Here is a 19881-nt window from a genome sequence, read left to right on the forward strand (position 1 = left end):
CACCTGCCGTCCGTGCCCGACTGGAGACTGTAATGAGCGATTCGACGAGTGCCATGCCCAACGGCTTCGACATTCTCAAGAAGATGTGGGAGGCGTTCAGTCCGCCCGCGACATTCACCTCGCCGCTGACGCAGTTGATGCAAAGCGCCGCGCCGTTGCTCGATCCCAACGAAATCGAAAATCGCATTGCCGAGATGCGTGCGGTGGAACAGTGGCTCACACTCAACCTGAACGTGCTGCGCTCGACGATTCAGGCCTTCGAAGTGCAGCGCGCCACGTACGCGACGCTGCGCGCGTTCGGCACGGGCAGCTTCGGTGCGACGGGCACGACCGACACCGGGGCCGCCGACACCGGTGCATCCCCGTTCGGACAGGCGGACGCTGCCAACCTTTGGCGTTCGCCGTTTGCCGCCTCCGAACCGGCGCAGGACGTCGAGCCGGAACCGCAGGCGAGTGCGCCCGAACCTGAACCGCAAGCCGAGCCGGGCGCTGCACGTGAAGCCGGTGCCGAGAACGAAGCCGCGTCGGCATCGCCTTTTGGGCAGGCGAGCAGCGCCTACGGCGCGCTGGACCCGTCGATGTGGTTCAACGCCATGCGCGCGCAGTTCGACCAGATTGCCGCTGCCGCGCAGGCGGCAGGCGTCTCGGCCGCGCAGATGACCGAAGCCGCAGCGGCACAAATGTCCGACGCAGCGGCCAAGGCAACGAAGGCCTCGGGAGCCACGAAGGCCGCAGCGAAGGCAGCCGACAAGACGGCGGCACCCGCAAAGCGCGCCGCGACGGGAACGAAGGCAGCACCGAAGACGGCGGCTAAACGCGCACCGGCCAGCAAGAAGACGTCCGCCAAAACGGCGACCAAATCCGCTGCGGCCAAGACGTCGGCCAAGACATCCGCTAAAACGCCGGGACGCACGTCGTCGGCAAAGGCCGAGGGCGATACCCCGACGCAAGCGTCCGCCAAGGGCCGTGCATCGGGCAGCACAGGGAAACAATCCGCCTGGAAGTGGTAGGGCGCGCGACTTCGGTCGCTTGCCCGGACGGCTGACGGCGAGGGAAAAATAACGACAGCGAAGGCAGAGGAGGCCCCCCATGATCTCAGGCGAACGTACCGGTCTCGTCCTGATGGGCGGAGGCGCACGCGCCGCGTATCAGGTCGGCGTGCTCGCGGCGATTGCCGCGATACAACGCGAGGTCCTGCCGTCGCGACGGGCGATCCCGTTTCCGATTGTCTGCGGGACGTCGGCGGGCGCGATCAATGCCGCTGCACTCGCTTCGCATGCTGACGATTTCCAGCACGGGGTCATGAAGCTCGATGCCGTCTGGCGTCAGTTTCACGCCGGTCAGGTGTTTCGCGCCGATTCGCTGGGCATGGCGGGCACCGGTGCGCGCTGGCTCGCCGCCATCTCCCTCGGCTGGGCGTTGCGCCGCTCGCCGCGCTCGCTGTTCGACTGGTCCCCCCTGGCGGATATGCTGCGCCAGGCTATTCGTCTGGACCGGTTGCCTGATGTTTTCGCCTCCGGTGCGCTCGAAGCCCTGTCGGTCACTGCGTTGTCGTACTCCTCGGGCAAACACGTCACCTTCTATCAAAGCGCCGAGCCGATTCAGGCGTGGAAGCGCTCGTTACGGCTCGCGCGCGCTGTGCCACTCACTGTCGAGCACCTGCTGGCATCGAGCGCGATCCCGTTCCTCTTTCCGGCCATCGAACTCGATCTCGACGGGCAGCCCGAGTATTTCGGCGACGGCTCGATGCGTCAGATCGCGCCGCTCAGTCCGCCGATTCACCTGGGGGCCTCGCGTGTGCTGATCATCGGAGCGTCGCACGGACAGTACGGACTCGATAGCAGCGGTGAGCGCATCAGCGGTTATCCGAGCCTCGCGCAGATCGGCGGGCAGGCGCTGGCGAGCGTGTTCATCGACGGGTTGTCGGCGGATCTGGAGCGTCTGCAACACATCAACAATGTGCTGCGATACGTGCCGGAGGCGCAACGGGAGTCGAGCGGATGGCGTCCTATTGAGACGCTGCTGATTTCGCCGAGCCAGCGTCTCGAGCCGATTGCGGCACGACATCTGAAGCAACTACCGCGCGCAGTGCGCACGATGCTGGGCGCGATCGGCGCGGATGCCGAGCGTGGTGCCGCGTTTGCGAGTTACTTGCTGTTCGAGTCGTCCTACACGCAGGAGCTGATCGCGCTCGGCGAAGCGGACGCGTACGCGCAGCGCGACGCGATTGCCGCGTGGCTCGTCGCCGAAGCCGATGGCACCAGCCCGCTCGACGACGTCGAATCCGGTGCGGTCGGCGGTGCCGCGCCACCGGCCAACTCGCCGCTGTCGATCGATCCCGACACCGTGGCGGATACCGGGAAGCCTGCGGCATGAGACGGACGGACGCCACGTCTCCCACGTCTCCAATGTCCCGCTATCATTGCCGTCTTCACTGAGCCGCGCGTATGTCGAAATCGTCCCGTTCCGCTGTCGCATGCCCCGCTGTTAAATGTCCATACCCGTCGACGTTCTGGCGCGACCCGGCGTTGCCGTTCATCGAAGCCCGCGAAGTGCTCGACGGGCGGCGCGTGTGCTACGCGTTGCACAGTCACGAGACGTTTTCCATCGGCGCGGTGACGGGCGGTCGAAGCACGTATCTGAACGGTCACGCGCGTGAGACGGTAGGGCGCGGCAGCGTCGTCGTGATGAACCCCGACGCGGTACACGCCTGCAATCCCATCGGCGACGAGGCATGGGCCTATCGCATGCTATTCGTCGACACCGCGTGGTTGGGCGATCTTCAGCGCGAGCTGGGGTTTGCGCGCGGGCAGGATTTGCATCTTTTCGACCCGATGTCGTCAACCGACCCCTCGCTGTATGACGGACTGAACCGGCTTTACGATGTTTGCACCGACGCGTCGCGTGATCGGCTGGAACGCGAGAGCGTCGTGCAGCAGTTCTTCATCGATGTGCACGAGCGGTTGAATCCTGCGCCGAAGCCGATGCGCGACGACTCGCACAAACTGCGCGACGCTGCGGATTTCATCCGCGCGCATTGCTGCGAGGCGTTGACGCTGGCGCAGATCAGCGCGGCGGCGGGCTTGTCGGCGTCGTATCTGACGCGGGCATTCCGTGCGCAGTTCGGCCTCGCGCCGCACGCGTTTCTCATGAACCAGCGCATTCAGTATGCGCGGGCGCGTTTGCGGCGCGGACACGCCATCGCCGAAGTCGCGCTCGATGCGGGCTTTGCCGATCAGGCGCATTTCCAGCGGACCTTCAAGCAGTTTCTCGCCGCGACGCCGGGACATTATCGCGAGACGCGTGTGGTCTGAGCGTCATGCCACCGCATCATCCCGCCGCGACCAGATACACCGCACTTCCCGCCAGCAGCGCGGCCATCACGCGATTGAGCCGTCGCACCCGTTTCGGATCGCGCATGCGATGGCGCAGCATCGCGCCCGCCGCCGCCCAACACCCGACCGACAACCAGCACACGACGAAGTAGATCGCGGCGAATTGCCAGATACGTGTGGGGTCGCCGCCCGTGTAAGCGCCCATGCCCGCGAGCGCGGCAAGCCACGCCTTCGGATTGAGCCACTGCATGACGGCACCGTGCGACACGGTCGGGCCGCGTTGCGTGCTTGCGTCGCCGAGTTCGCCGTCGTCGACGGCGAGCTTGTACGCCATGTACAGCAGGAAGGCCACGCCGAACCATTGGATAGCATGCAGGAGTACCGGCGCGCGTTGCAGCAGTTCGTACACGCCGAAACCCACGGCGACGAGCAGCGCGACGAAGCCGACGGTCGCCCCCGTCACGTGACGCAGACTCGGCACGAGCCCATAGCGCGCGCCCGAGCCGAGCGCTACGACGTTGACGGGGCCGGGCGTGATGGAGGCCGCCAGCGCGAACGCGGCCATCGAATAGAAAACGGTCATCGGAATCCTCATTGCGAACGAGTTCACAACATCACGTCCGCCACGTGGCGGCGTGTGTGAGGTTCCGACTGTAGGCGGGGGCTTGCGCGGTGTATTGAAGAAAACTGCTCTATGCCGGGCGGTGGCGGCTCAAAGAAACATGCGCTCACGCAGCCAACGTATCAAACGTCCCACAAAAGGGAGTTTCAGATAGACGTCTTCAGTCGCATCCCAATAGTCGCGCTGATAGGCGACGCGACCGTCGACCGCGAGCCGAAGATGCGACGCGCCATGGATGACCTGTTCGTCGTCGAGCCAGCGTTTGGCGTGAAAGTGGAGGTTCCAGACGAGTAACGCCTGATTGTGCTGGAGCAGTTGCGCCGTGATTTCGAAGCGCGGCACGTCGAGGCGCTCGAACAGATGCGTGAGGAGCGACGCGACTTCGGCGGCGCTGCGTACTTCGTGCAGCGGTGTCTTGACGTAGACGTTGGGGGTGTAGAACTCCCCCAGATTCCCGAGGCTCTGGCGGGTCAACGTCTCGAAGTAGTGGGTCAGGCGCGTGAGCGCGGCAGCGTGATCGATGTCCATAGGCACGCGTTTCCGGGCGCGGGCTCAGCGGGCGTCGCTGATCAGTTCCGCGCGAAGGTCGGGCGCGCTGGTGCGCGGGTCCAGCCAGATGGCGAAGAAGGCGCGTCCGAAGGCGTCGCCTGCGATCTGACCGATGAGCTTGCCGTCCGAGAAGAAACGTGTGCCATCACCCGGGCGGAAGACGCCGGTGAGATGCTGCCCTGCCGAGACGTCGGGCAAGATGCGCGCAAGTTCTTCGGCCCAGTGCTGGCGCTCGGCGTCGGTTCCCACTTGCAGCTTGCTCATCTCGATGAGGCTGCGTTGTACGAGCGTGTGGGACTTGAAACTTCGCGCGTAGCGCACGTCGAGCACGAGCGGATGCGTACTCCAGTTGGCGCTGAGGGGATTCGCTCCGGAGAAGAGGGCGGCGTCGTATAGATGGAATCCCATTCGCGAGAACGATCCCTGCCCGACGAGATGTGCAGACGGGATTTCCTGCGAGGCGAGTTGCCCGGCGTCGAACGCCAGAGCGCCAGGCGCTGCCGCCACTGCCATCAAAAAGCAGGCGGTGCGCAACCAGGCGGCAAAGTGGGGACGATGAACTGCGTGCGCCCGGTTTGCCCGATGTGCTTGAAGTGCCATGCTCGGCTCCCTATCGGTGAAGGGATCAAGGATTAAGTCGAGTCGGTAGGCCCATTGGCGGCGCCCGGTTCGTTCAGCCGGTGCGTCTGCCCGTCATACGTGTTGCGTAATTGCGACTGAGAACTATCCTCAAAGTGACGCGTGGCGAGCGGTGGTTGCCGGGGCGGCCTGAGGTGGTGTCGTCGCGAATTCGGAACGATTGTTTTCAGCGTAGACCATGAGCGCGGCCTGCGCAGGCCCGTGGCACAAGGACATACCCTGACGCCTCACCTGAAATCACCCTTTGGACGGCCGGGGCAGGGTAAGCATCGACTGCGTGCAACCGTCTATCAGGAGGTGCGCTGGGAATTCTCTCGTTCCCTCAGCTTAGGAGGTTTGCGTGACAATTTGACAAGCGTCAAAATTACGACGCATTACCGTCACGCGAGTGTCAGACGTCACGGTAATGAAGGGGAATTATGTTATGATTCAAGAGTTTGCCCATATTTTAGTAGGGTCGCTCTAAGCCATTTTGCCAGGATGCGGCCAGAGAACAGGCGTGAAATCGCCGTCCTTCTGCGACGGCAGGGTTCAAGACGTGGAACCGGACGGCGGGGGCCGACCGAGACCCGCTCACCGTTTTGTCTGTCGAAATTCGGCGTAAACTTTCACAATACTATCTTGAGTCCTGGTGTAAGGTCTCGCGACCTTGGGGGTAATTGAAATGACCGAAATGCTGTATCCCGAACTGTACAAGTCGCTGGAGGCAGTGCGTTGGAACATGGAGAAGGACATTCCGTGGGACAAATTCGACGCCAGCCAACTCACCGACGATCAGGCGCGCACCATCAAGATGAATGCCATCACGGAATGGGCCGCACTGCCGGCTACCGAGATGTTCCTGCGCGACAACCGTGACGACAGCGATTTCTCCGCCTTCATGAGCGTGTGGTTCTTCGAAGAGCAGAAGCATTCGCTGGTGCTCATGGAGTACCTGCGCCGCTTCCGCCCGGAACTCGTGCCGACCGAAGCTGAACTGCACGCTGTGCGTTTCCCGTTCGACCCGGCACCGCCGCTCGAGACGCTGATGCTGCACTTCTGCGGCGAAATCCGCCTGAACCACTGGTATCGCCGTGCTGCCGAATGGCACACCGAGCCGGTCATCAAGCACATCTACGAAGTCATTTCGCGCGACGAAGCGCGTCATGGCGGCGCTTACCTGCGCTACATGAAGAAGGCCATGACGACCTTCGGCGACAACGCACGTGCTGCGTTCGCGAAGATCGGCGTGTTGATGGCTGCGGCGCGTCGCACGGAAAAGCCGCTGCACCCGACCAATCTGCACGTGAACAAGGAACTGTTCCCGAACGATACGGTGCAGTCGCGTCTGCCGGAGCCGGAGTGGCTCGAACACTGGCTCGACGAGCAAATCAAGTTCGACGACAGCTGGGAAAAGAAGGTTGTCGAGCGCATTCTGCACAACATGTCGCTGCTGTTCGAGCGCACGTTCGCGACGGCGCAAGACCTGAACCGTTACCGCAAGGAAATCACCGTCCGCCTCGCGGCCGTGACCGCACCGGCACCGGTCGCGGCGTCTGCATAAGCTGCTTAGCAGACGAACTTCGCTGTATCGGTATCAACAAGAAAGGGGCTTCGGCCCCTTTTTTGTTGCGTTGGCGGTTCGTGGCTCGGCGTATTGCCAGGCTGCGCCCATCGAACGAACCCCGACCTCGACGCCTGCGCCGTCCCGTATACAGCGACGGTGTTGCTGCGCATGAGGCGGTGTACCAACAAGGCGTTCGACATCAACGACGCCGGCCCGGTCGCTCGTGGGACAATAGCGGCCATCTTCGCGAATGCGCGTCCACTTCGAGCGAGCGTCATGTCAACTCCCCAAGTCATTCCTCCGGCCGATTTCGAGGCCAAGATCCTCTCGCGCGAAGCGCTTGCCGCGCTGGCGCCGACGCTGCCGCGCCCGCTGGTGTTCACCAACGGCGTATTCGACATTCTGCATCGCGGTCATGTGACCTATCTGGCGCAAGCACGCGCGCTCGGCGGATGTCTGATCGTCGGCGTGAATACCGACGCGTCTGTGCGCACGCTCGGCAAGGGCGACGATCGCCCTATCAACAATGAGAACGATCGTGCTGCCTTGCTCGCGGCGTTGCAAAGCGTCGATTACGTGGTGACGTTCGGTGAAACGACGCCCGAAGCGCTGATTGCCGCAGTGCGCCCCGACATTCTGGTAAAGGGCGGCGACTACGACATGGACAAGCTGCCGGAGTCTGCACTGGTGCGCGGCTGGGGCGGCAAGGCAGTGGCCATTGCGTTCGAACATCAGCGCTCGACGACGTCGCTGCTCAAGAAAGTGCGGGCCCAATCATGAGTCTCGCGCCTCTCGTTGAAGTCACGCGCGGTGCGAACGGTGTCGACACCGTCGAGTGCATTCATTACGGTTCGGTGGCTGTCGTCGACGCGCAGGGGCGCTTGCGCTATGCCGCAGGCGATCCGTCGTTCCTCACGTTCTCGCGCTCTACGCTCAAGCCGTTTCAGGCGCTGCCCTTCGTGGAAGGCGACGGCGTGGCGCACTTCGGTTTGACGCAAGCTGAGCTTGCGCTGCTGTGCGCGAGCCATTCCGGTGAGTCGTTTCACGTCGACGGCGTGAAAAGCCTGTTGAGCAAAGCCGGGTGCGACGAACACCACTTGCAGTGCGGATGCCACGTGCCGACGTTCTATTCCGCGACAGGCAAGCGCGCACCGGCCGATCTGAAGCCGACGCCGTTGCACCACAACTGCTCGGGCAAACACGCGGGCTTCCTCGCGTACTGCGCGCAACACGGCTTGCCGCTCGACACCTATCTCGATCCTTCGCACCCGTTGCAGCAGCGCATTCGCGCACGTGTGGGCGACGTTGTCGGCGTTTCGGGCGATGCGCTGCCGCTGGGCATCGACGGTTGCTCCGCGCCGAACTACGCGTTGCCGCTCGACAAACTGGCGGCGGCCTACGCGCGTCTCGCGGCAAGTGACGACGCGGCGCTCTCGACGCTGTTTGACGCGATGACGCAGCAGCCGGAGATGGTGTCGGGGACTGCACGCAACGACCTGGCCTTCATGCGCATGGCACCCGGTGACTGGGTGGCGAAAATCGGCGCGGACGGTGTGCAGACCATCGGCGTTCGCTCCGCTGGCCTGGGCATTGCCATCAAGGTGGTCGACGGCAACATGCGTGCGCTCTACACCGCAGCGGTAGCCGTTCTCAAAGCGCTGGGCCTCGTCGATGCCCCGGAAACCACCGGTCTTGCCCCGTGGGTGTCGCCTGTCGTCAAGAACGCACGCGGTACGCAAACCGGCGTTGTGCGCCCGGTCGTTGACTTGAAGCGGGTGAGTTGACTCTGACAAGTTGACGAATGGCGGGCGGGACGATGCGTCTGCGCGGCGTGCGGGACGTTTCGCCACTGCGCGTACTCACATCCGCCATTTTCCGCGAGTGACCGTCGATTCGCGCGCAGGCCTGCTAATGAACCCCGGCGGGTGGACTTCCCGCCGGTGCCGGGCATGCTTTCACCAGTTGCGCCGACCATTGCTGCGTGACGACGCCACGCACCTGCGTTGCCGCGTTCGCATTAATACCGGCAATGCGATAGATGATCCGGCTCTTGGCATTCGGCCTTTCGCTCAATTGCGGCGTCAGGCCTTTCTTTTGCGCGGTCGCCATCAGACGCGTCGCACGATCCTTGTCGTTGAACAGCCCGAGCGAGACGACGATATTCGAACCCTCGTCGTTGAGCAGGAAGTATTCGGTCACACCTGCCGAGCGCAATTGCGCCACCTGTTTGTCTGCGGCGGCCTTGTTCGGTACTGGATCGAGATGCACCCAGTAACGTTTGTCGACGGCGACCGACTGAATGTCGCCCTGACCGGCGGGCAACGCGGCGAGCAGCAGACCGCGCGCCTGTTGTGCGTCGTTTGCGGCAAACGGGCCGATATCTAGGCAGGAAGACGTCGCGGCGGCTGCGGCCGCCTGCGCCGCGCTGGCATCGCTCGCGACGACGCTTGGCGTAGCCGCCGCCACCGCCTGAGTTGCTGCCGATGCGGCTGCCGATGATGCGGCGGTGTCGGGAGACGCGGCACTTCCGCTTGCGTTGCCCGGTGCTTCTGCCGCAGCAGACGACGCACGTACCGGCGTCCCGCCGCTGATGTCCGCGCCCGTCAGCCGGATGTGCGTAGGGTCGAGTTGCGTCTTGACGCGGGCCGGTTCGCGGCCGGTTTCCGGCAACACGTCACGCCATTTCAGCCAGCCCAGTTGCACGGCCGCAAATGCTGCGTTTGCCGCGAGAAACATGACGAGCAACAACGCGCGCAACATCTCAAACGCCTCCTCGTGCTTGTCCGGCATCGTGTGAAGCGTCTGCCGGGGTATGGGGCTCGGTGGCTTTTGCCGCCGACGATTCAGCCGCATGTAACGCGACTTCATAGAGTCCTGCTGGCACAAGCTGATCGTGCTCGGTAAAGGGCAGTGCGAGCGTTTGTGCGAGCGCATGACGCGCACCGCCGGAAAGCACGCAGCGCACGGGCGCGCCGAGCTGTGCTTCGAGCTGTGCGTAGCTGCGTTCGACGAGACCGGCCTGAGCGGCAGCGCATCCGCGAAGAATGGCCTCGGTCGTGCTACGCGCGAATGCCTGGCCACCCGAAGGCATCATGGCGTCGAGTGTGGGCAACTGCGCGGTGCCCTGCGCGAGCGATTGCAGCATCAGGGCCGGGCCCGGGGCGATCAGCCCGCCGAGATAGTCGCCGTCGCCGCGCAACGCTTCAATGGTCGTGGCGGTACCCAGTGTCACGATCAGGAGGTGTTCGCCCGGCCATGCCGCATGCGCGCCAATCAGGCTGGCCCAGCGGTCGCTGCCGAGCTGTGAAGGCGTGTGATAGCCGTTGCGCACGCCTGCCCGCGCGTCGCTCGCGCGCAGCACCTGAAGCCAGTCGGACGACGCCATGCCCCACAACGTCTGCAACGTCATGCGGACGGCTTGCTCGGCAGCATCGCCCGCGACATTGGTGAGCCACACGCCGGCGGGTGCCGGGCAGATGAATCCGTCGTGTTGCCCGCCCTGCCCGATGGCGAGCGGCGCAGCGTTGGGCGCGAAGTGTCGACCGCCGGTTTGGCTCCCGTTGCCGTCGGGATCTGACGTCGCAGAGGTATCCGCTGCCAATGCCGACCAGCCTGCACGAATTTGTGTCGCTAGCGTGCGCCACTCGGCGTGATCCACCGCGCCGCTGGCGAGGAAGGACGGCGAGGCAGCACGCCAGTGTGCGGGTCGCACGGCCGGTGCCAATGCCCACTTGATGCGGCTGTTCCCGGCATCGACCAACAGCCAGGGGGCGGCACTGCCATAGACGCCGCCGTTCGATGCGGCAGGCATGCCGTCCGCGCCCTGCATGCTTGCGGGTGTCGGTGATGCTGATGACGCTTTACGGGGCGCGGACATCAGCGGCCTCCCTGCGTTCCGGGAAGCGTCGCTGCGGTAGACGGGTCGAGCAAACGTACCGAGACTTCTCCGCTGGCGATCGTGCGCTCGCCTTCGGTCGTCGCGACACGCAGGCAGCCCTGTGAATCGACGCCGAGTGCGACGCCGTGCAACACGTCGCGTCCGTGTTCGATCACACGAATCGACGACCCACTGTAGGCATGCATCGCTTCCCAGTCTTCGCGGAACGCGTCGAAGCGCTGCGCGTCGAAACGCGCAAGCATGGCCGCAAGCCGCTGAACCAGGGCGACGAGGACCGACGACATATCCGGATCCACGAGGACCGACTCGAGCGCAGCGGGCGGCGTGGCAGGGACCGCTGGCGTGGCGGTGCTGGGCGTGGCCGTCGCCGCGCTCTGAACAGCTGCGCTGTCGATGCGCGTCGCCACATCGCCCGCATGACGAAGATTGACGCCAATGCCGATGACGACGCCGATGCGCCCCGGCCCTGCCGGGACCGTCTCGATCAAAATGCCCGCGAGCTTGCCGCCGCGCAGCAGGACGTCGTTGGGCCATTTGAGGCCGAGCGCCTGCGGAGCGGATACCGGTAGATCCGACAATCCTTCCACGACCGCGACGCCGGTTGCCAGCGACAATCCGGCCAGTTGTGCCGGACCGCCGGTCATGACGTACGCCAGTGAGAACGTCAGGCTGTCGCCCGGCAAGCTCTGCCATGCGCGCCCGCGTTGGCCGCGACCGGCGGTCTGCTGCATGGCGGCGCGCACGACCGGCGCACACGTTGCGTCTTCACGAAGGCGCGCGAGCAGGTCTAGATTGGTGGAGCCCGTGGTGTCGACGACTTCGATCTGCCAGTCGCGGCAAACCGCCGTCAGACGCGAGCGAATGCGCTCACCGTCGAGCCGACGCGCGGCGGTGTCGTGGGCGGACGTTGCCCCCGCGCTGGCGCGGCTTTCCGGCGAACCGGGAGCCATGGCGTCGAGCGGAGCGGGGGGCGAAGAAGGTGCGGCGTTATTCATGGCTGCTATTGTAGCGGCGAGGTTGGCGCCGCGCCGGTCTGTCCTGCGTCGACGGCCGTATTTCGGCATCATCCGATGCGCGCGTCGGACAATTCCGGCAGGTTTTCAGCCGCCACCGGGTTGCCATCGTATGGCCGCGCCTGTACCGTACAATGACCGCGTTTTGCCGCGCATTTTGCTGGATCCATGCCGGATCCACGCTGGATTCCGGCGAGTTTGTTGTCAGGAGATCCTCAGTTTTGAACCTCGATGCCGTACCCACTCTCGAGCTGACCACCTCGGCACAAGGCCCGGTGGTCATGCTGCGTGGCCTGTGGACGGCGTTGGCGCTTTCGCAGCGCAAGAAGACGCTCATCGGGCTGGTGCGTGCGTTGCCTCACGGCGAGCTGGCGTGGGACCTCACTTGTGTGGAGCGGCTCGATCACGTGGGTGCGCAGGCGCTGTGGCGCTACTGGCAACGCAAGTACCCTCAGCGTATCGCGCTGACCGCCACACAGCGTGCGCTGTTCGATCACCTCGCCGAATTCGACCGCACGCGTCAGAGTGCGGTGCCCAAGCGCCGCGTCGATCCCGTCAGCCAACTGGGCTATTCGCTGTTCACGTTAGGTGAGCATTTGCGCGACGGCATCTCGATGTTCGGCCGATTCGTGATCGACCTCGGCCGTGTCGTTCGCCATCCGTCGCGCGCGCCATGGCTGGAAATGTCCGCGAACATCTACAGTGCCGGGGCGAAGGCGCTCGGCATTACGGCGTTGGTCGCGTTCCTGATCGGCATCGTTCTGTCCTATCTTTCTGCCCAACAACTGAAGTTGTATGGGGCAAGTACGTTTATCGTGAACATTCTCGGCCTGTCGGTGATCCGGGAACTGGGGCCGGTGCTTTCCGCGATTCTCGTCGCGGGGCGCTCAGGATCGGCGATCACGGCGCAACTGGGTGTGATGCGCGTGACCGAAGAGCTGGATGCCATGCGCGTGATGGATATCCCGCACGGTTTGCGACTCGTGCTGCCAAAGGTCATCGCGTTGGCCATCGCCATGCCGTTGCTCGTGATGTGGACGAACATCGTCGCGCTGCTCGGCGGCGCCATCGCAGCGAAGTACGAACTCGGCATCGGACTGCATTATTTCTTCACGACGCTACCCAACGCGGTTCGTATCGCGAACTTGTGGATCGGTCTGGGCAAGGGCGTGGTCTTCGGCATGCTGATTGCGCTGGTGGCGTGTCACTTCGGCATGCGCGTCAAACCCAACACACAGAGCCTTGGCGAGGGCACGACACAATCGGTCGTCACGTCGATCACCGTGGTGATTCTGGCGGATGCCGTCTTCGCCATCCTCTTCCGCAACGTGGGGATCGGCTGATGAGCGAACCTATCGTGCGCGATCCTGCCAACACCGCTGCGGTCTCGTCGCCGCTGGCCCAGAGCGATGTGCTGTTCGGTGCGTCGGCCAGTTGCCCACCGGTGTCGTCGACGTTGCCGGGCGAAGCCGAGCCGGTCATCGAAGTTCGCGATCTCACGAAACGCTACGGCACGCACACGATTCACGAACATCTGGATCTCACGGTGCGTCAAAGCGAGATCATTGCGCTGGTCGGCGGGTCGGGGTCGGGCAAGACCACCCTGATTCGGCAGATCATCGGCCTTGAAGGTCCGACCAGCGGCCATATCAGTATCTTCGGGCACGACATCACGATGATCGACCGGCGCACGGCGCATCTGCTGCGTCGTCGCTCGGGCATGTTGTTTCAGCGCGGCGCGCTGTTCTCCGCGATGACGGTGTTCGACAACATCGCGCAACCGCTGCGCGAGCTGCATACGCTTTCGGAGGATTTGATTCGCGATGTGGTGATGTACAAGCTGGAGATGGTCGGGTTGTCGGGGCGCATGGCCAATCGCATGCCGTCGGAATTGTCGGGCGGCATGATCAAACGTGTCGGCATTGCGCGCGCCATCGCACTGGAGCCGGAGCTGCTGTTCCTCGACGAACCGACGGCCGGGCTCGACCCGCAGGCGTCGGACGAGTTCGTGGACATGGTTCGCGGCCTGCATCGCTCGCTCGGCCTGACGGTCGTGATGGTCACCCACGATCTCGACACGGTAATGATGCTGGCGACCCGAGTGGCAGTGCTGGCTGATCGCAAGGTACTCGTGAACGCGCCGGTCGAAGACGTGGTGCGTGTCGATCACCCGTTCATTCACAGCTTCTTCCTCGGTGAGCGCGGCAGACGCGCGTTGCTGGCTTTGCCTGCGGCACGGCGCGCCAAGATTTCGGAGTTACTCGACGATGGAAAATAAATCGCACGCTTTCATGGCGGGCCTCTTCACACTGGTATTGCTCGCCACCGTCGCCGCTTCGGTGTACTGGTTCAATCGCGACAACCGCGTCCGTGTGCCCTACGACCTGGTCTCGCGCACGAACGTGACGGGCCTCAATCCGGAGTCGGCCGTGCGTTATCGCGGTCTGGGCGTCGGCAAAGTCGAGTCGATCAAGTTCGATCCCCGCACGCCGGGTCAGATCCTGATTCGCATTCTCGTGAATGAAGGCACGCCGATGACCAAGTCGACGTTCGCCACGCTGAGTTATCAGGGCGTGACTGGGCTGGCCTTCGTGCAACTCGATGACGATGGCCACGACCGCACCCTGCTGTCGTCATCCGAGACACAGGTCGCGCAATTGCGTTTGCGTCCGAGCTTCGTCGACGAGCTTCAGCGACGTGGCAACAACCTCGTGCACCAGCTTGAGGAAGCGACGTCGTCGGTCAACAAGTTGCTCGATCCCGAGAATCGGCAGGCGATCGTCGATTCGATCAATAGCGTGAAGACCGCCGCCCAGAGCGTGAACCGTGTGGCGACGCAACTCGAGCCGGTCACCAAGCAACTGCCGGAAACGGTGCGCGAACTGAATGGAACGCTCGCTGGCGCGCATCGTCTGACGAACCAGCTGACGGATCCGCAGGGGCCGCTGGTGCGTAATCTGGATAGCGTGGGGCGGGCGGCGGATCAGGCTGCGTCGAGCCTCGCAGCGTTCCAGGGCACGATGCAGACGTTCGAAGGTTCGTTGCAACAGGAAGCGCTGCCGCGTCTGAATCGTCTGTCGGACGATCTGCGCTTCACGTCGCAGGCGGTGGGGCAAGCCGCAGAGACGATCAACCGCAATCCGCGCGCATTGCTCTTCGGCACGTCGCCGCCGCCGCCGGGGCCGGGCGAAACCGGTTTCGCGTGGCCGAGTGGGGCCGGGGCAGGTCAATGATGCGCGACACCGTCACGCAAGGGGATATCGAGATGAATAACGGTAAGGGCGGCTTCGTCACATGGCTGTTCGGTCTTGGGGCCGCGCTGGGGACTGTGGTGCTGGTCGCCGGATGCGCCGCACCGACACCGTCGGGTGCATTGGCGCGCTTCGATCTGGGTCCACCGACGATTCCTGCGTCGGCCGTGGCCGGCGCGAATGGTGCGAATGGTGCAGCCGGTGCAGCCGGTGCTAACGCCCCCGCCTCCGACGTCGCGGCTGCCGGTGCGCAGCAACTGTCGCCCCTCAAGGTCGTGGTCAACGCACCGAGCTGGCTCGACTCGGACATGATTTATTACCGCTTGCCCGCCAGCGAGGGCGATCAGGCGCGCGTGTATGCGAACAGTCGCTGGCTTGCGTCGCCCGCACGGCTCTTTGGTGATCGTCTGCGAGCGGCGCTGTCCGTCGACCGTGTGGTGCTCGCCGCGGGCGACCCGGCGGCGGCCCCCGCGCTGCGTGTCGAGCTTGAAGAGTTCGCGCAGTACTTCGACAGCACGTCGGCCAGTCATGGCGTGGTGCAGGTCCGTGCGACGTTGTTCGACGGGCCGAAGCTGCTCGCGCAGACGACGTTGCGCTCCCAAGCCCCCGCCGCCACGGCGGATGCTGCCGGTGGCGCGCGTGCGCTGGCTACCGCGAGCGATGCGGTGCAGAAGCAGTTGATCCAGTGGCTCGCCGGACGTGTACCGGCACCTTCGGCAACAACACGTGCGCCTGCGCAGTCGCGTGCGTTGCCCGCCGCTTCTTCCGCCGCTTCTTCCGCAACTTCTTCCACAGCCTCGTCGTCGGTGAGCGCTTCGGCGCCGTCGCGATAGCGGGTCGTCTCGCCGATGCCCGAGCACGAAGTCAAACCCTGGCAACGACGCGCTTCTCCGCTTACGCGTCAGGCGCTGCTGTGCCTGATTCTGCTGATGGCCTACGCCAGCCTCTACCCGTTTGAGTTTCAGCGGGCGGCGGTCGGGCCGTTCGACTACCTGTTCGCACCGCTGCCCCGCTGGATGACGATGTTCGATGTCGTCACCAACGTGCTGGGCTACATCCCGCTGGGTGTGCTGACCGTGTGGGCGTTGCACCCGGCATGGCGCGGCACGCGCGCGGTGATCGCGGCGTTCGTGCTGGGCACGCTGTTCTCGTGCGGCATGGAGGCGTTGCAGACGTATCTGCCCACGCGCGTAGCGTCGAATGTCGATCTCGCGACGAATGCGCTGGGCGCGCTCATTGGCGGTGCGATGGCCGTACCGCTCACCAGCCCGTTGCTCGATCGCGGATGGCTCCGTCATTTGCGCTTCGCGTGGTTCGAGCGTCATGCGAGCCTGCTGCTCGTGTTGCTGGCGCTGTGGCCGTGGGCGCAGGCGTACCCGCAGCAGTTTCTCTTTGGCGACGGCGACCTTGTCCGGCAAATCTGGCTCTGGCAGGACCCGGATGTCACCGATCTGGTCTTGGACTGGGTGCCGAAGCTCGGGGAATTGCAGGACTATCTGTCGGCGCTGGATGCCGTCGCAAGCCACGCCCTGTGGGAGACGGTCGTGACCGCGAGCGGCACGATTCTCGCGGGGTTGCTCGCGACGCTGGCCATGCGTCGCACAGCGCCGCGTGTGCCGCTGCTGTGCGCGATGTTCATCAGCGCTTTCGCGATCAAGGCCATTGCGGCCGCGTGGCAGTTCTCGCCCGCACAGGCGTTCGACTGGGTGACGGCAGGCGCGATTTACGGATTGGTCGTCGGCGCGCTCGTGCTGAGCGTCGCCGGGCGCGGACCGCGTTTTCTGCGGGGCGCCGTTGCGCTCGCGGCGCTGGTCGTCCTGCTCGTCTTCGTCAATCTTCTGCCTGCGAATCCCTATTACGAGGCGGCGCTTCAGTCGTGGCGTCAGGGGCAGTACGTGCACTTCAACGTGCTGGCGCGCTGGCTCGCGTGGACATGGCCGTATCTCGTGCTGATCTACCTACTCGCGATGTTCGACCCGAGCCATCGCGGTCCGGCGCGTCGCGGCGGCAAGCCGGACTGACGCCGACGAGCGCCCGGAAATTCGGCATTTTTTGCGGGCGCATCGATGCGCCCGCCTGAAGGGTGAAATGTCCGTCAATGCCCGTCCGATAAGCGTTTCCGGTCGATTTCCCAGCGCCATTGTTTCCAAATTGGAAATAGCGTATTGGCCGTCTGCCCATTGGTGAGGCCGCCCTCGACTCCTAAACTCTCATGTAAGGCGTACTGACACTGGCGCGCCACGACCGCCCGGCATCTACAGGCAGATCCCGGGCGGTTTTCATTGGGGAGCGAAGATGAGTACCTGGGGATTGGTGTTTGCGCACAAGACACGGCAGCGCGTGCTGATGGCCGTGATCGCGGCGGCCACCGGCATCGAGATGCTGGAGAACGGCATGTTCGTGTTCGCGTCGTCGCATATCGCGGGCGGCGTCGGTGCGGCCCCGGAAGAGTACGCCTTTGTCTCAACGCTTTACGCCGTCGCTGGCATTCTCGTCATTCTCAAACAACGCTGGCTCGCGTCGCGTCTGGGTTATCGCGGTTTTCTGACCGGTGCGCTCACGCTCATGGCGTTCGGCGCGTGGATGTGCGGCATGGCGCACAACCCGGTGGAGCTTGCCGTGGCGCGCTTCGTGCTCGGACTGGGCGCAGGGTCGCTGTTCACGGCGAGCCGCATTCTGATTAACCTGTGTTTTGCGCCCGAATTGCGGCTGCGGGCGTTGTTGTTCTTCACTTACGGCTTCTTCGGCGCGCAGATTTCCGCGCCCTTGCTCGCGAGCTATCTCGTCGATCATTTCATGTGGTCGTCGGTATTTCTTGTCATGGTGCCGATTGCGCTGGCCGGGGCACTGGCGTCGTGGCTCGTCATTCCGGATTTTCGCGAACGTCTGCGCGACGAAGGCGAATTCGAAATGCGCGGCATCGTGTTCTTCGCGGCGGGTGTGCTGTTCGTCGAAGTCATGATGCAGCGCTCGCGCTTCGACTTCTTCTCCAGCCCGCTGCATCTGCTCGAACTCTGTCTGGTCGGGGCAATCTGCGCCATCGGCTACATGTGGCATCAGTATTCGCATCACAAGCCGCTGATCGACTTTCGCGTGCTCGTGCGCAACCCCGTGTATGTGCTCGGGCTGGGCGGGTATGCGGTGTACTACTTCTTTTCGTATTCGACGTCTTACTTGTTCCCTATCTACATGCAACAGGGGCTGAACTGGAGCGTCGAGCACACGGGGTATCTGCAAGCGGTGGCGTCGGTGACGAGTCTCGTCGTGGCCGTGATTTACACGATGGCGCGTCCGAAGTTCGTGAAACTCAAACCGTTCGTGCTGCTCGGCTATCTGTGCCTGCTCGGCTACGCATTCCTGCTGTCGCAGAGCTATCAGGGCGTGTCGAGTCAGTGGCTGATTCTGCCGATGGTGCTGAGCGGTCTCGGCGGTGTGTTCGCGATGATTCCGATTGCCGAGCTGACGTTTCGCGGCATGGACGAGTACGTCTTCCAGCATGGCTATCAGACGAAGAACATCGTGCGTCAATTGGTGAGTTCGATGTCGGTGTCCGTCATGGCCGTGCTGATGCAGGACCGTCAGGCCGTCTTCATGCATCAACTGACGCCCGCGATGACGCCGCTGAACCCCGCCTACAATGCGGCCGTCTCGCAGGCGCAGCAGACGTTCGGCGCGAGTGTCGATGCGACGACGGCGGCGCATATGGCGTCTGCGTGGGTGGGCAATCTCGCGTCGCAACAGGCGCTGGTGCTCTCGTGTGTGAACGTGTTCTTCGGCTTCGCGTGTCTGGCTGCCTTCTGCGCCTTGTTCATGGCGGTACAGCGGCGTCTTCGCTGATCTGTGTCCAGGTGTCCCGGAATCTGCATTTCCTCGTCTCTTCGGTGCGGAGCGCTGAGTGCGCCCGCCGGGGCCGCCCGCAAGCCTTAAGCAGGTCGGTTAGAATGCCCGCAACACGTCGTTACGTTGCCAATTCCCCCACATAAAAGCACCGACATGGCCACCACCCAGTCGCAGTACTACAAGCATCACGTGTTCTTCTGTCTCAACCAGCGCGAAGCGGGCGCCGACCGTCCGTCGTGCGCGAACTGCAATGCGCAGTCGATGCAGGAATACGCCAAGAAGAAGGTCAAGCAACTCGGTCTGGCCGGTCCCGGTCAGGTGCGTGTGAACAAGGCCGGATGCCTGGACCGCTGCGAGCTGGGGCCGGTCGTCGTGATCTATCCCGAAGGGACCTGGTACACGTACATCGACGAGACCGATATCGACGAAATCGTCGAGAAGCACCTGGCGCAAGGCGAGATCGTCGAGCGCCTGTTGATCGACTGATCGACTGACCAGCCGCATTGTCGATGCATGCGTGCGGCTTCGCACTCCAGACCTACTTCGCTCATGAACGCTCAGACTGAACGCTTCACCATCGACGGCCCGGTCGGCGCCATCGAAATCGCTATCGACCGCCCGGCCGGTGGGCCGGAAAATCTGCGCGGCATCACCCTCGTCGCGCACCCGCATCCGTTGTTCGGCGGCTCGCTCGACAATAAGGTGGCGCAGACGCTCGCGCGTGCTTTCGTCCAGCTCGGTTACGCCGTGGTGCGTCCGAACTTCCGTGGCGTGGGCAAGAGCGAAGGCGAGCATGACAAAGGCATCGGCGAGCGCGACGACCTGATGGCCGTCATCGCCTGGATGCGTCAGCAACCGGGTTGGGAAACGGTGCCGCTCGCACTCGCTGGTTTCTCTTTCGGCACGTTCGTGCTCTCGCACGTGGCCAAAGCGCTCGAAGCCGCAGGTACGCCTGCCCAACGTCTGGTGTTCGTCGGCACGGCCGCGAGCAACTGGGACGTAGCGACCGTGCCCGCCGACACGCTCGTCATCCACGGCGAGAAGGACGACACGGTGCCGTTGCAATCGGTGCTGGACTGGGCGCGTCCGCAAACCTTGCCCGTCGTGGTAATCCCCGGCGGCGAACACTTTTTCCACGGCCTGTTACCGCTGCTGAAACAGATCGTGGTGGATGCGTGGCGTCATTGA

At 64.0% G+C, this 19881-nt stretch carries 20 protein-coding genes; 14 read left to right on the forward strand and 6 right to left on the reverse strand.

The features are described 5' to 3' along the window. Window positions 1-32 precede the first annotated feature (32 nt). The 3 genes from PCO31010_RS09930 (at window position 33) to PCO31010_RS09940 (ending at window position 3314) form a co-directional block, all read left to right on the forward strand. Entirely contained in the window at window positions 33-1010 is a 978-nt protein-coding gene (locus PCO31010_RS09930; protein WP_150664084.1) for a PhaM family polyhydroxyalkanoate granule multifunctional regulatory protein, read from the forward strand. A 79-nt stretch (window positions 1011-1089) separates the two neighbouring features. Further along, window positions 1090-2376: a patatin-like phospholipase family protein gene (locus PCO31010_RS09935; RefSeq protein WP_150664085.1), complete on the forward strand. Its 1287-nt coding sequence runs from the start codon at window positions 1090-1092 to the stop codon at window positions 2374-2376. 71 nt (window positions 2377-2447) lie between these two features. Continuing rightward, on the forward strand, window positions 2448-3314 hold the full coding sequence (locus PCO31010_RS09940) for an AraC family transcriptional regulator (RefSeq protein ID WP_150664086.1): 867 nt from the start codon (window positions 2448-2450) through the stop codon (window positions 3312-3314). A 16-nt stretch (window positions 3315-3330) separates the two neighbouring features. Here PCO31010_RS09940 and PCO31010_RS09945 read toward each other — a convergent pair whose 3' ends face one another. From PCO31010_RS09945 to PCO31010_RS09955, 3 genes are all read right to left on the reverse strand, one after another. After that, window positions 3331-3918, reverse strand: a complete 588-nt coding sequence (locus tag PCO31010_RS09945; protein ID WP_150664087.1) for a LysE family translocator — start codon at window positions 3916-3918, stop codon at window positions 3331-3333. 129 nt (window positions 3919-4047) lie between these two features. After that, the gene (locus PCO31010_RS09950; RefSeq protein WP_150664088.1) at window positions 4048-4485 is read right to left on the reverse strand and encodes a nuclear transport factor 2 family protein; all 438 of its coding nucleotides are present in this window, start codon (window positions 4483-4485) and stop codon (window positions 4048-4050) included. A 24-nt stretch (window positions 4486-4509) separates the two neighbouring features. Next, window positions 4510-5106, reverse strand: coding sequence for a chalcone isomerase family protein (locus tag PCO31010_RS09955; protein ID WP_150664089.1), 597 nt, complete (start codon window positions 5104-5106; stop codon window positions 4510-4512). Between the two features lie 712 nt (window positions 5107-5818). Between PCO31010_RS09955 and PCO31010_RS09960 the strand changes: the two genes are divergently transcribed. From PCO31010_RS09960 to PCO31010_RS09970, 3 genes are all read left to right on the forward strand, one after another. Then, complete coding sequence (locus tag PCO31010_RS09960; RefSeq protein ID WP_174984604.1) at window positions 5819-6688, forward strand: ferritin family protein; 870 nt, start codon at window positions 5819-5821, stop codon at window positions 6686-6688. 279 nt (window positions 6689-6967) lie between these two features. Continuing rightward, window positions 6968-7471: a D-glycero-beta-D-manno-heptose 1-phosphate adenylyltransferase gene (gene rfaE2, locus PCO31010_RS09965; RefSeq protein ID WP_150664090.1), complete on the forward strand. Its 504-nt coding sequence runs from the start codon at window positions 6968-6970 to the stop codon at window positions 7469-7471. After that, window positions 7468-8475, forward strand: a complete 1008-nt coding sequence (locus tag PCO31010_RS09970; protein WP_150664091.1) for an asparaginase — start codon at window positions 7468-7470, stop codon at window positions 8473-8475. Before rfaE2 ends, PCO31010_RS09970 begins: the two co-directional genes overlap by 4 nt. 124 nt (window positions 8476-8599) lie before the next feature. Here the strand turns inward: PCO31010_RS09970 and PCO31010_RS09975 are convergent, their stop codons facing one another. From PCO31010_RS09975 to PCO31010_RS09985, 3 genes are read right to left on the reverse strand one after another with little or no spacing between them, the layout of a single operon-like run. After that, complete coding sequence (locus PCO31010_RS09975) at window positions 8600-9481, reverse strand: SPOR domain-containing protein (RefSeq protein WP_174984553.1); 882 nt, start codon at window positions 9479-9481, stop codon at window positions 8600-8602. Then, the gene (locus PCO31010_RS09980; protein ID WP_150664093.1) at window positions 9453-10568 is read right to left on the reverse strand and encodes a type III pantothenate kinase; all 1116 of its coding nucleotides are present in this window, start codon (window positions 10566-10568) and stop codon (window positions 9453-9455) included. Before PCO31010_RS09980 ends, PCO31010_RS09975 begins: the two co-directional genes overlap by 29 nt. Then, the gene (locus tag PCO31010_RS09985) at window positions 10568-11584 is read right to left on the reverse strand and encodes a biotin--[acetyl-CoA-carboxylase] ligase (RefSeq protein WP_174984556.1); all 1017 of its coding nucleotides are present in this window, start codon (window positions 11582-11584) and stop codon (window positions 10568-10570) included. Before PCO31010_RS09985 ends, PCO31010_RS09980 begins: the two co-directional genes overlap by 1 nt. Window positions 11585-11823: 239 nt before the next feature. Here PCO31010_RS09985 and PCO31010_RS09990 point away from each other — a divergent pair, with 239 nt between their 5' ends. The 8 genes from PCO31010_RS09990 (at window position 11824) to PCO31010_RS10025 (ending at window position 19881) form a co-directional block, all read left to right on the forward strand. Then, the gene (locus PCO31010_RS09990) at window positions 11824-12945 is read left to right on the forward strand and encodes an MlaE family ABC transporter permease (RefSeq protein WP_373275355.1); all 1122 of its coding nucleotides are present in this window, start codon (window positions 11824-11826) and stop codon (window positions 12943-12945) included. Further along, window positions 12945-13880, forward strand: coding sequence for an ABC transporter ATP-binding protein (locus tag PCO31010_RS09995; RefSeq protein ID WP_246184529.1), 936 nt, complete (start codon window positions 12945-12947; stop codon window positions 13878-13880). Before PCO31010_RS09990 ends, PCO31010_RS09995 begins: the two co-directional genes overlap by 1 nt. Next, window positions 13870-14835, forward strand: coding sequence for an MlaD family protein (locus tag PCO31010_RS10000; RefSeq protein WP_150664095.1), 966 nt, complete (start codon window positions 13870-13872; stop codon window positions 14833-14835). Before PCO31010_RS09995 ends, PCO31010_RS10000 begins: the two co-directional genes overlap by 11 nt. Beyond that, a complete protein-coding gene (locus PCO31010_RS10005; protein WP_150664096.1) occupies window positions 14832-15686 on the forward strand; it encodes an ABC-type transport auxiliary lipoprotein family protein in 855 nt (284 codons plus the stop codon). Before PCO31010_RS10000 ends, PCO31010_RS10005 begins: the two co-directional genes overlap by 4 nt. A gap of 15 nt (window positions 15687-15701) precedes the next feature. Beyond that, window positions 15702-16874: a VanZ family protein gene (locus tag PCO31010_RS10010; RefSeq protein ID WP_150664097.1), complete on the forward strand. Its 1173-nt coding sequence runs from the start codon at window positions 15702-15704 to the stop codon at window positions 16872-16874. Between the two features lie 274 nt (window positions 16875-17148). Continuing rightward, a complete protein-coding gene (locus PCO31010_RS10015; protein WP_150664098.1) occupies window positions 17149-18690 on the forward strand; it encodes an MFS transporter in 1542 nt (513 codons plus the stop codon). A 156-nt stretch (window positions 18691-18846) separates the two neighbouring features. Next, entirely contained in the window at window positions 18847-19179 is a 333-nt protein-coding gene (locus PCO31010_RS10020; RefSeq protein WP_039395291.1) for a (2Fe-2S) ferredoxin domain-containing protein, read from the forward strand. Window positions 19180-19242: 63 nt separating this feature from the next. Beyond that, window positions 19243-19881, forward strand: a complete 639-nt coding sequence (locus PCO31010_RS10025; RefSeq protein WP_150664099.1) for an alpha/beta hydrolase — start codon at window positions 19243-19245, stop codon at window positions 19879-19881.

Origin of the sequence: Pandoraea commovens (genome assembly GCF_902459615.1) — a bacterium.
Lineage (GTDB): Bacteria > Pseudomonadota > Gammaproteobacteria > Burkholderiales > Burkholderiaceae > Pandoraea > Pandoraea commovens.

Excerpts from the sequence above, each read along its gene's own strand:
- PCO31010_RS09930 (WP_150664084.1), top strand. The coding sequence starts at position 33 with ATGAGCGATTCGACGAGTGCCATGCCCAACGGCTTCGACATTCTCAAG.
- PCO31010_RS09935 (WP_150664085.1), top strand. The coding sequence starts at position 1,090 with ATGATCTCAGGCGAACGTACCGGTCTCGTCCTGATGGGCGGAGGCGCA.
- PCO31010_RS09940 (WP_150664086.1), top strand. The coding sequence starts at position 2,448 with ATGTCGAAATCGTCCCGTTCCGCTGTCGCATGCCCCGCTGTTAAATGT.
- PCO31010_RS09945 (WP_150664087.1), bottom strand. The coding sequence starts at position 3,918 with ATGACCGTTTTCTATTCGATGGCCGCGTTCGCGCTGGCGGCCTCCATC.
- PCO31010_RS09950 (WP_150664088.1), bottom strand. The coding sequence starts at position 4,485 with ATGGACATCGATCACGCTGCCGCGCTCACGCGCCTGACCCACTACTTC.
- PCO31010_RS09955 (WP_150664089.1), bottom strand. The coding sequence starts at position 5,106 with ATGGCACTTCAAGCACATCGGGCAAACCGGGCGCACGCAGTTCATCGT.
- PCO31010_RS09960 (WP_174984604.1), top strand. The coding sequence starts at position 5,819 with ATGCTGTATCCCGAACTGTACAAGTCGCTGGAGGCAGTGCGTTGGAAC.
- rfaE2 (WP_150664090.1), top strand. The coding sequence starts at position 6,968 with ATGTCAACTCCCCAAGTCATTCCTCCGGCCGATTTCGAGGCCAAGATC.
- PCO31010_RS09970 (WP_150664091.1), top strand. The coding sequence starts at position 7,468 with ATGAGTCTCGCGCCTCTCGTTGAAGTCACGCGCGGTGCGAACGGTGTC.
- PCO31010_RS09975 (WP_174984553.1), bottom strand. The coding sequence starts at position 9,481 with ATGCCGGACAAGCACGAGGAGGCGTTTGAGATGTTGCGCGCGTTGTTG.
- PCO31010_RS09980 (WP_150664093.1), bottom strand. The coding sequence starts at position 10,568 with ATGTCCGCGCCCCGTAAAGCGTCATCAGCATCACCGACACCCGCAAGC.
- PCO31010_RS09985 (WP_174984556.1), bottom strand. The coding sequence starts at position 11,584 with ATGAATAACGCCGCACCTTCTTCGCCCCCCGCTCCGCTCGACGCCATG.
- PCO31010_RS09995 (WP_246184529.1), top strand. The coding sequence starts at position 12,945 with ATGAGCGAACCTATCGTGCGCGATCCTGCCAACACCGCTGCGGTCTCG.
- PCO31010_RS10000 (WP_150664095.1), top strand. The coding sequence starts at position 13,870 with ATGGAAAATAAATCGCACGCTTTCATGGCGGGCCTCTTCACACTGGTA.
- PCO31010_RS10005 (WP_150664096.1), top strand. The coding sequence starts at position 14,832 with ATGATGCGCGACACCGTCACGCAAGGGGATATCGAGATGAATAACGGT.
- PCO31010_RS10010 (WP_150664097.1), top strand. The coding sequence starts at position 15,702 with ATGCCCGAGCACGAAGTCAAACCCTGGCAACGACGCGCTTCTCCGCTT.
- PCO31010_RS10015 (WP_150664098.1), top strand. The coding sequence starts at position 17,149 with ATGAGTACCTGGGGATTGGTGTTTGCGCACAAGACACGGCAGCGCGTG.
- PCO31010_RS10020 (WP_039395291.1), top strand. The coding sequence starts at position 18,847 with ATGGCCACCACCCAGTCGCAGTACTACAAGCATCACGTGTTCTTCTGT.
- PCO31010_RS10025 (WP_150664099.1), top strand. The coding sequence starts at position 19,243 with ATGAACGCTCAGACTGAACGCTTCACCATCGACGGCCCGGTCGGCGCC.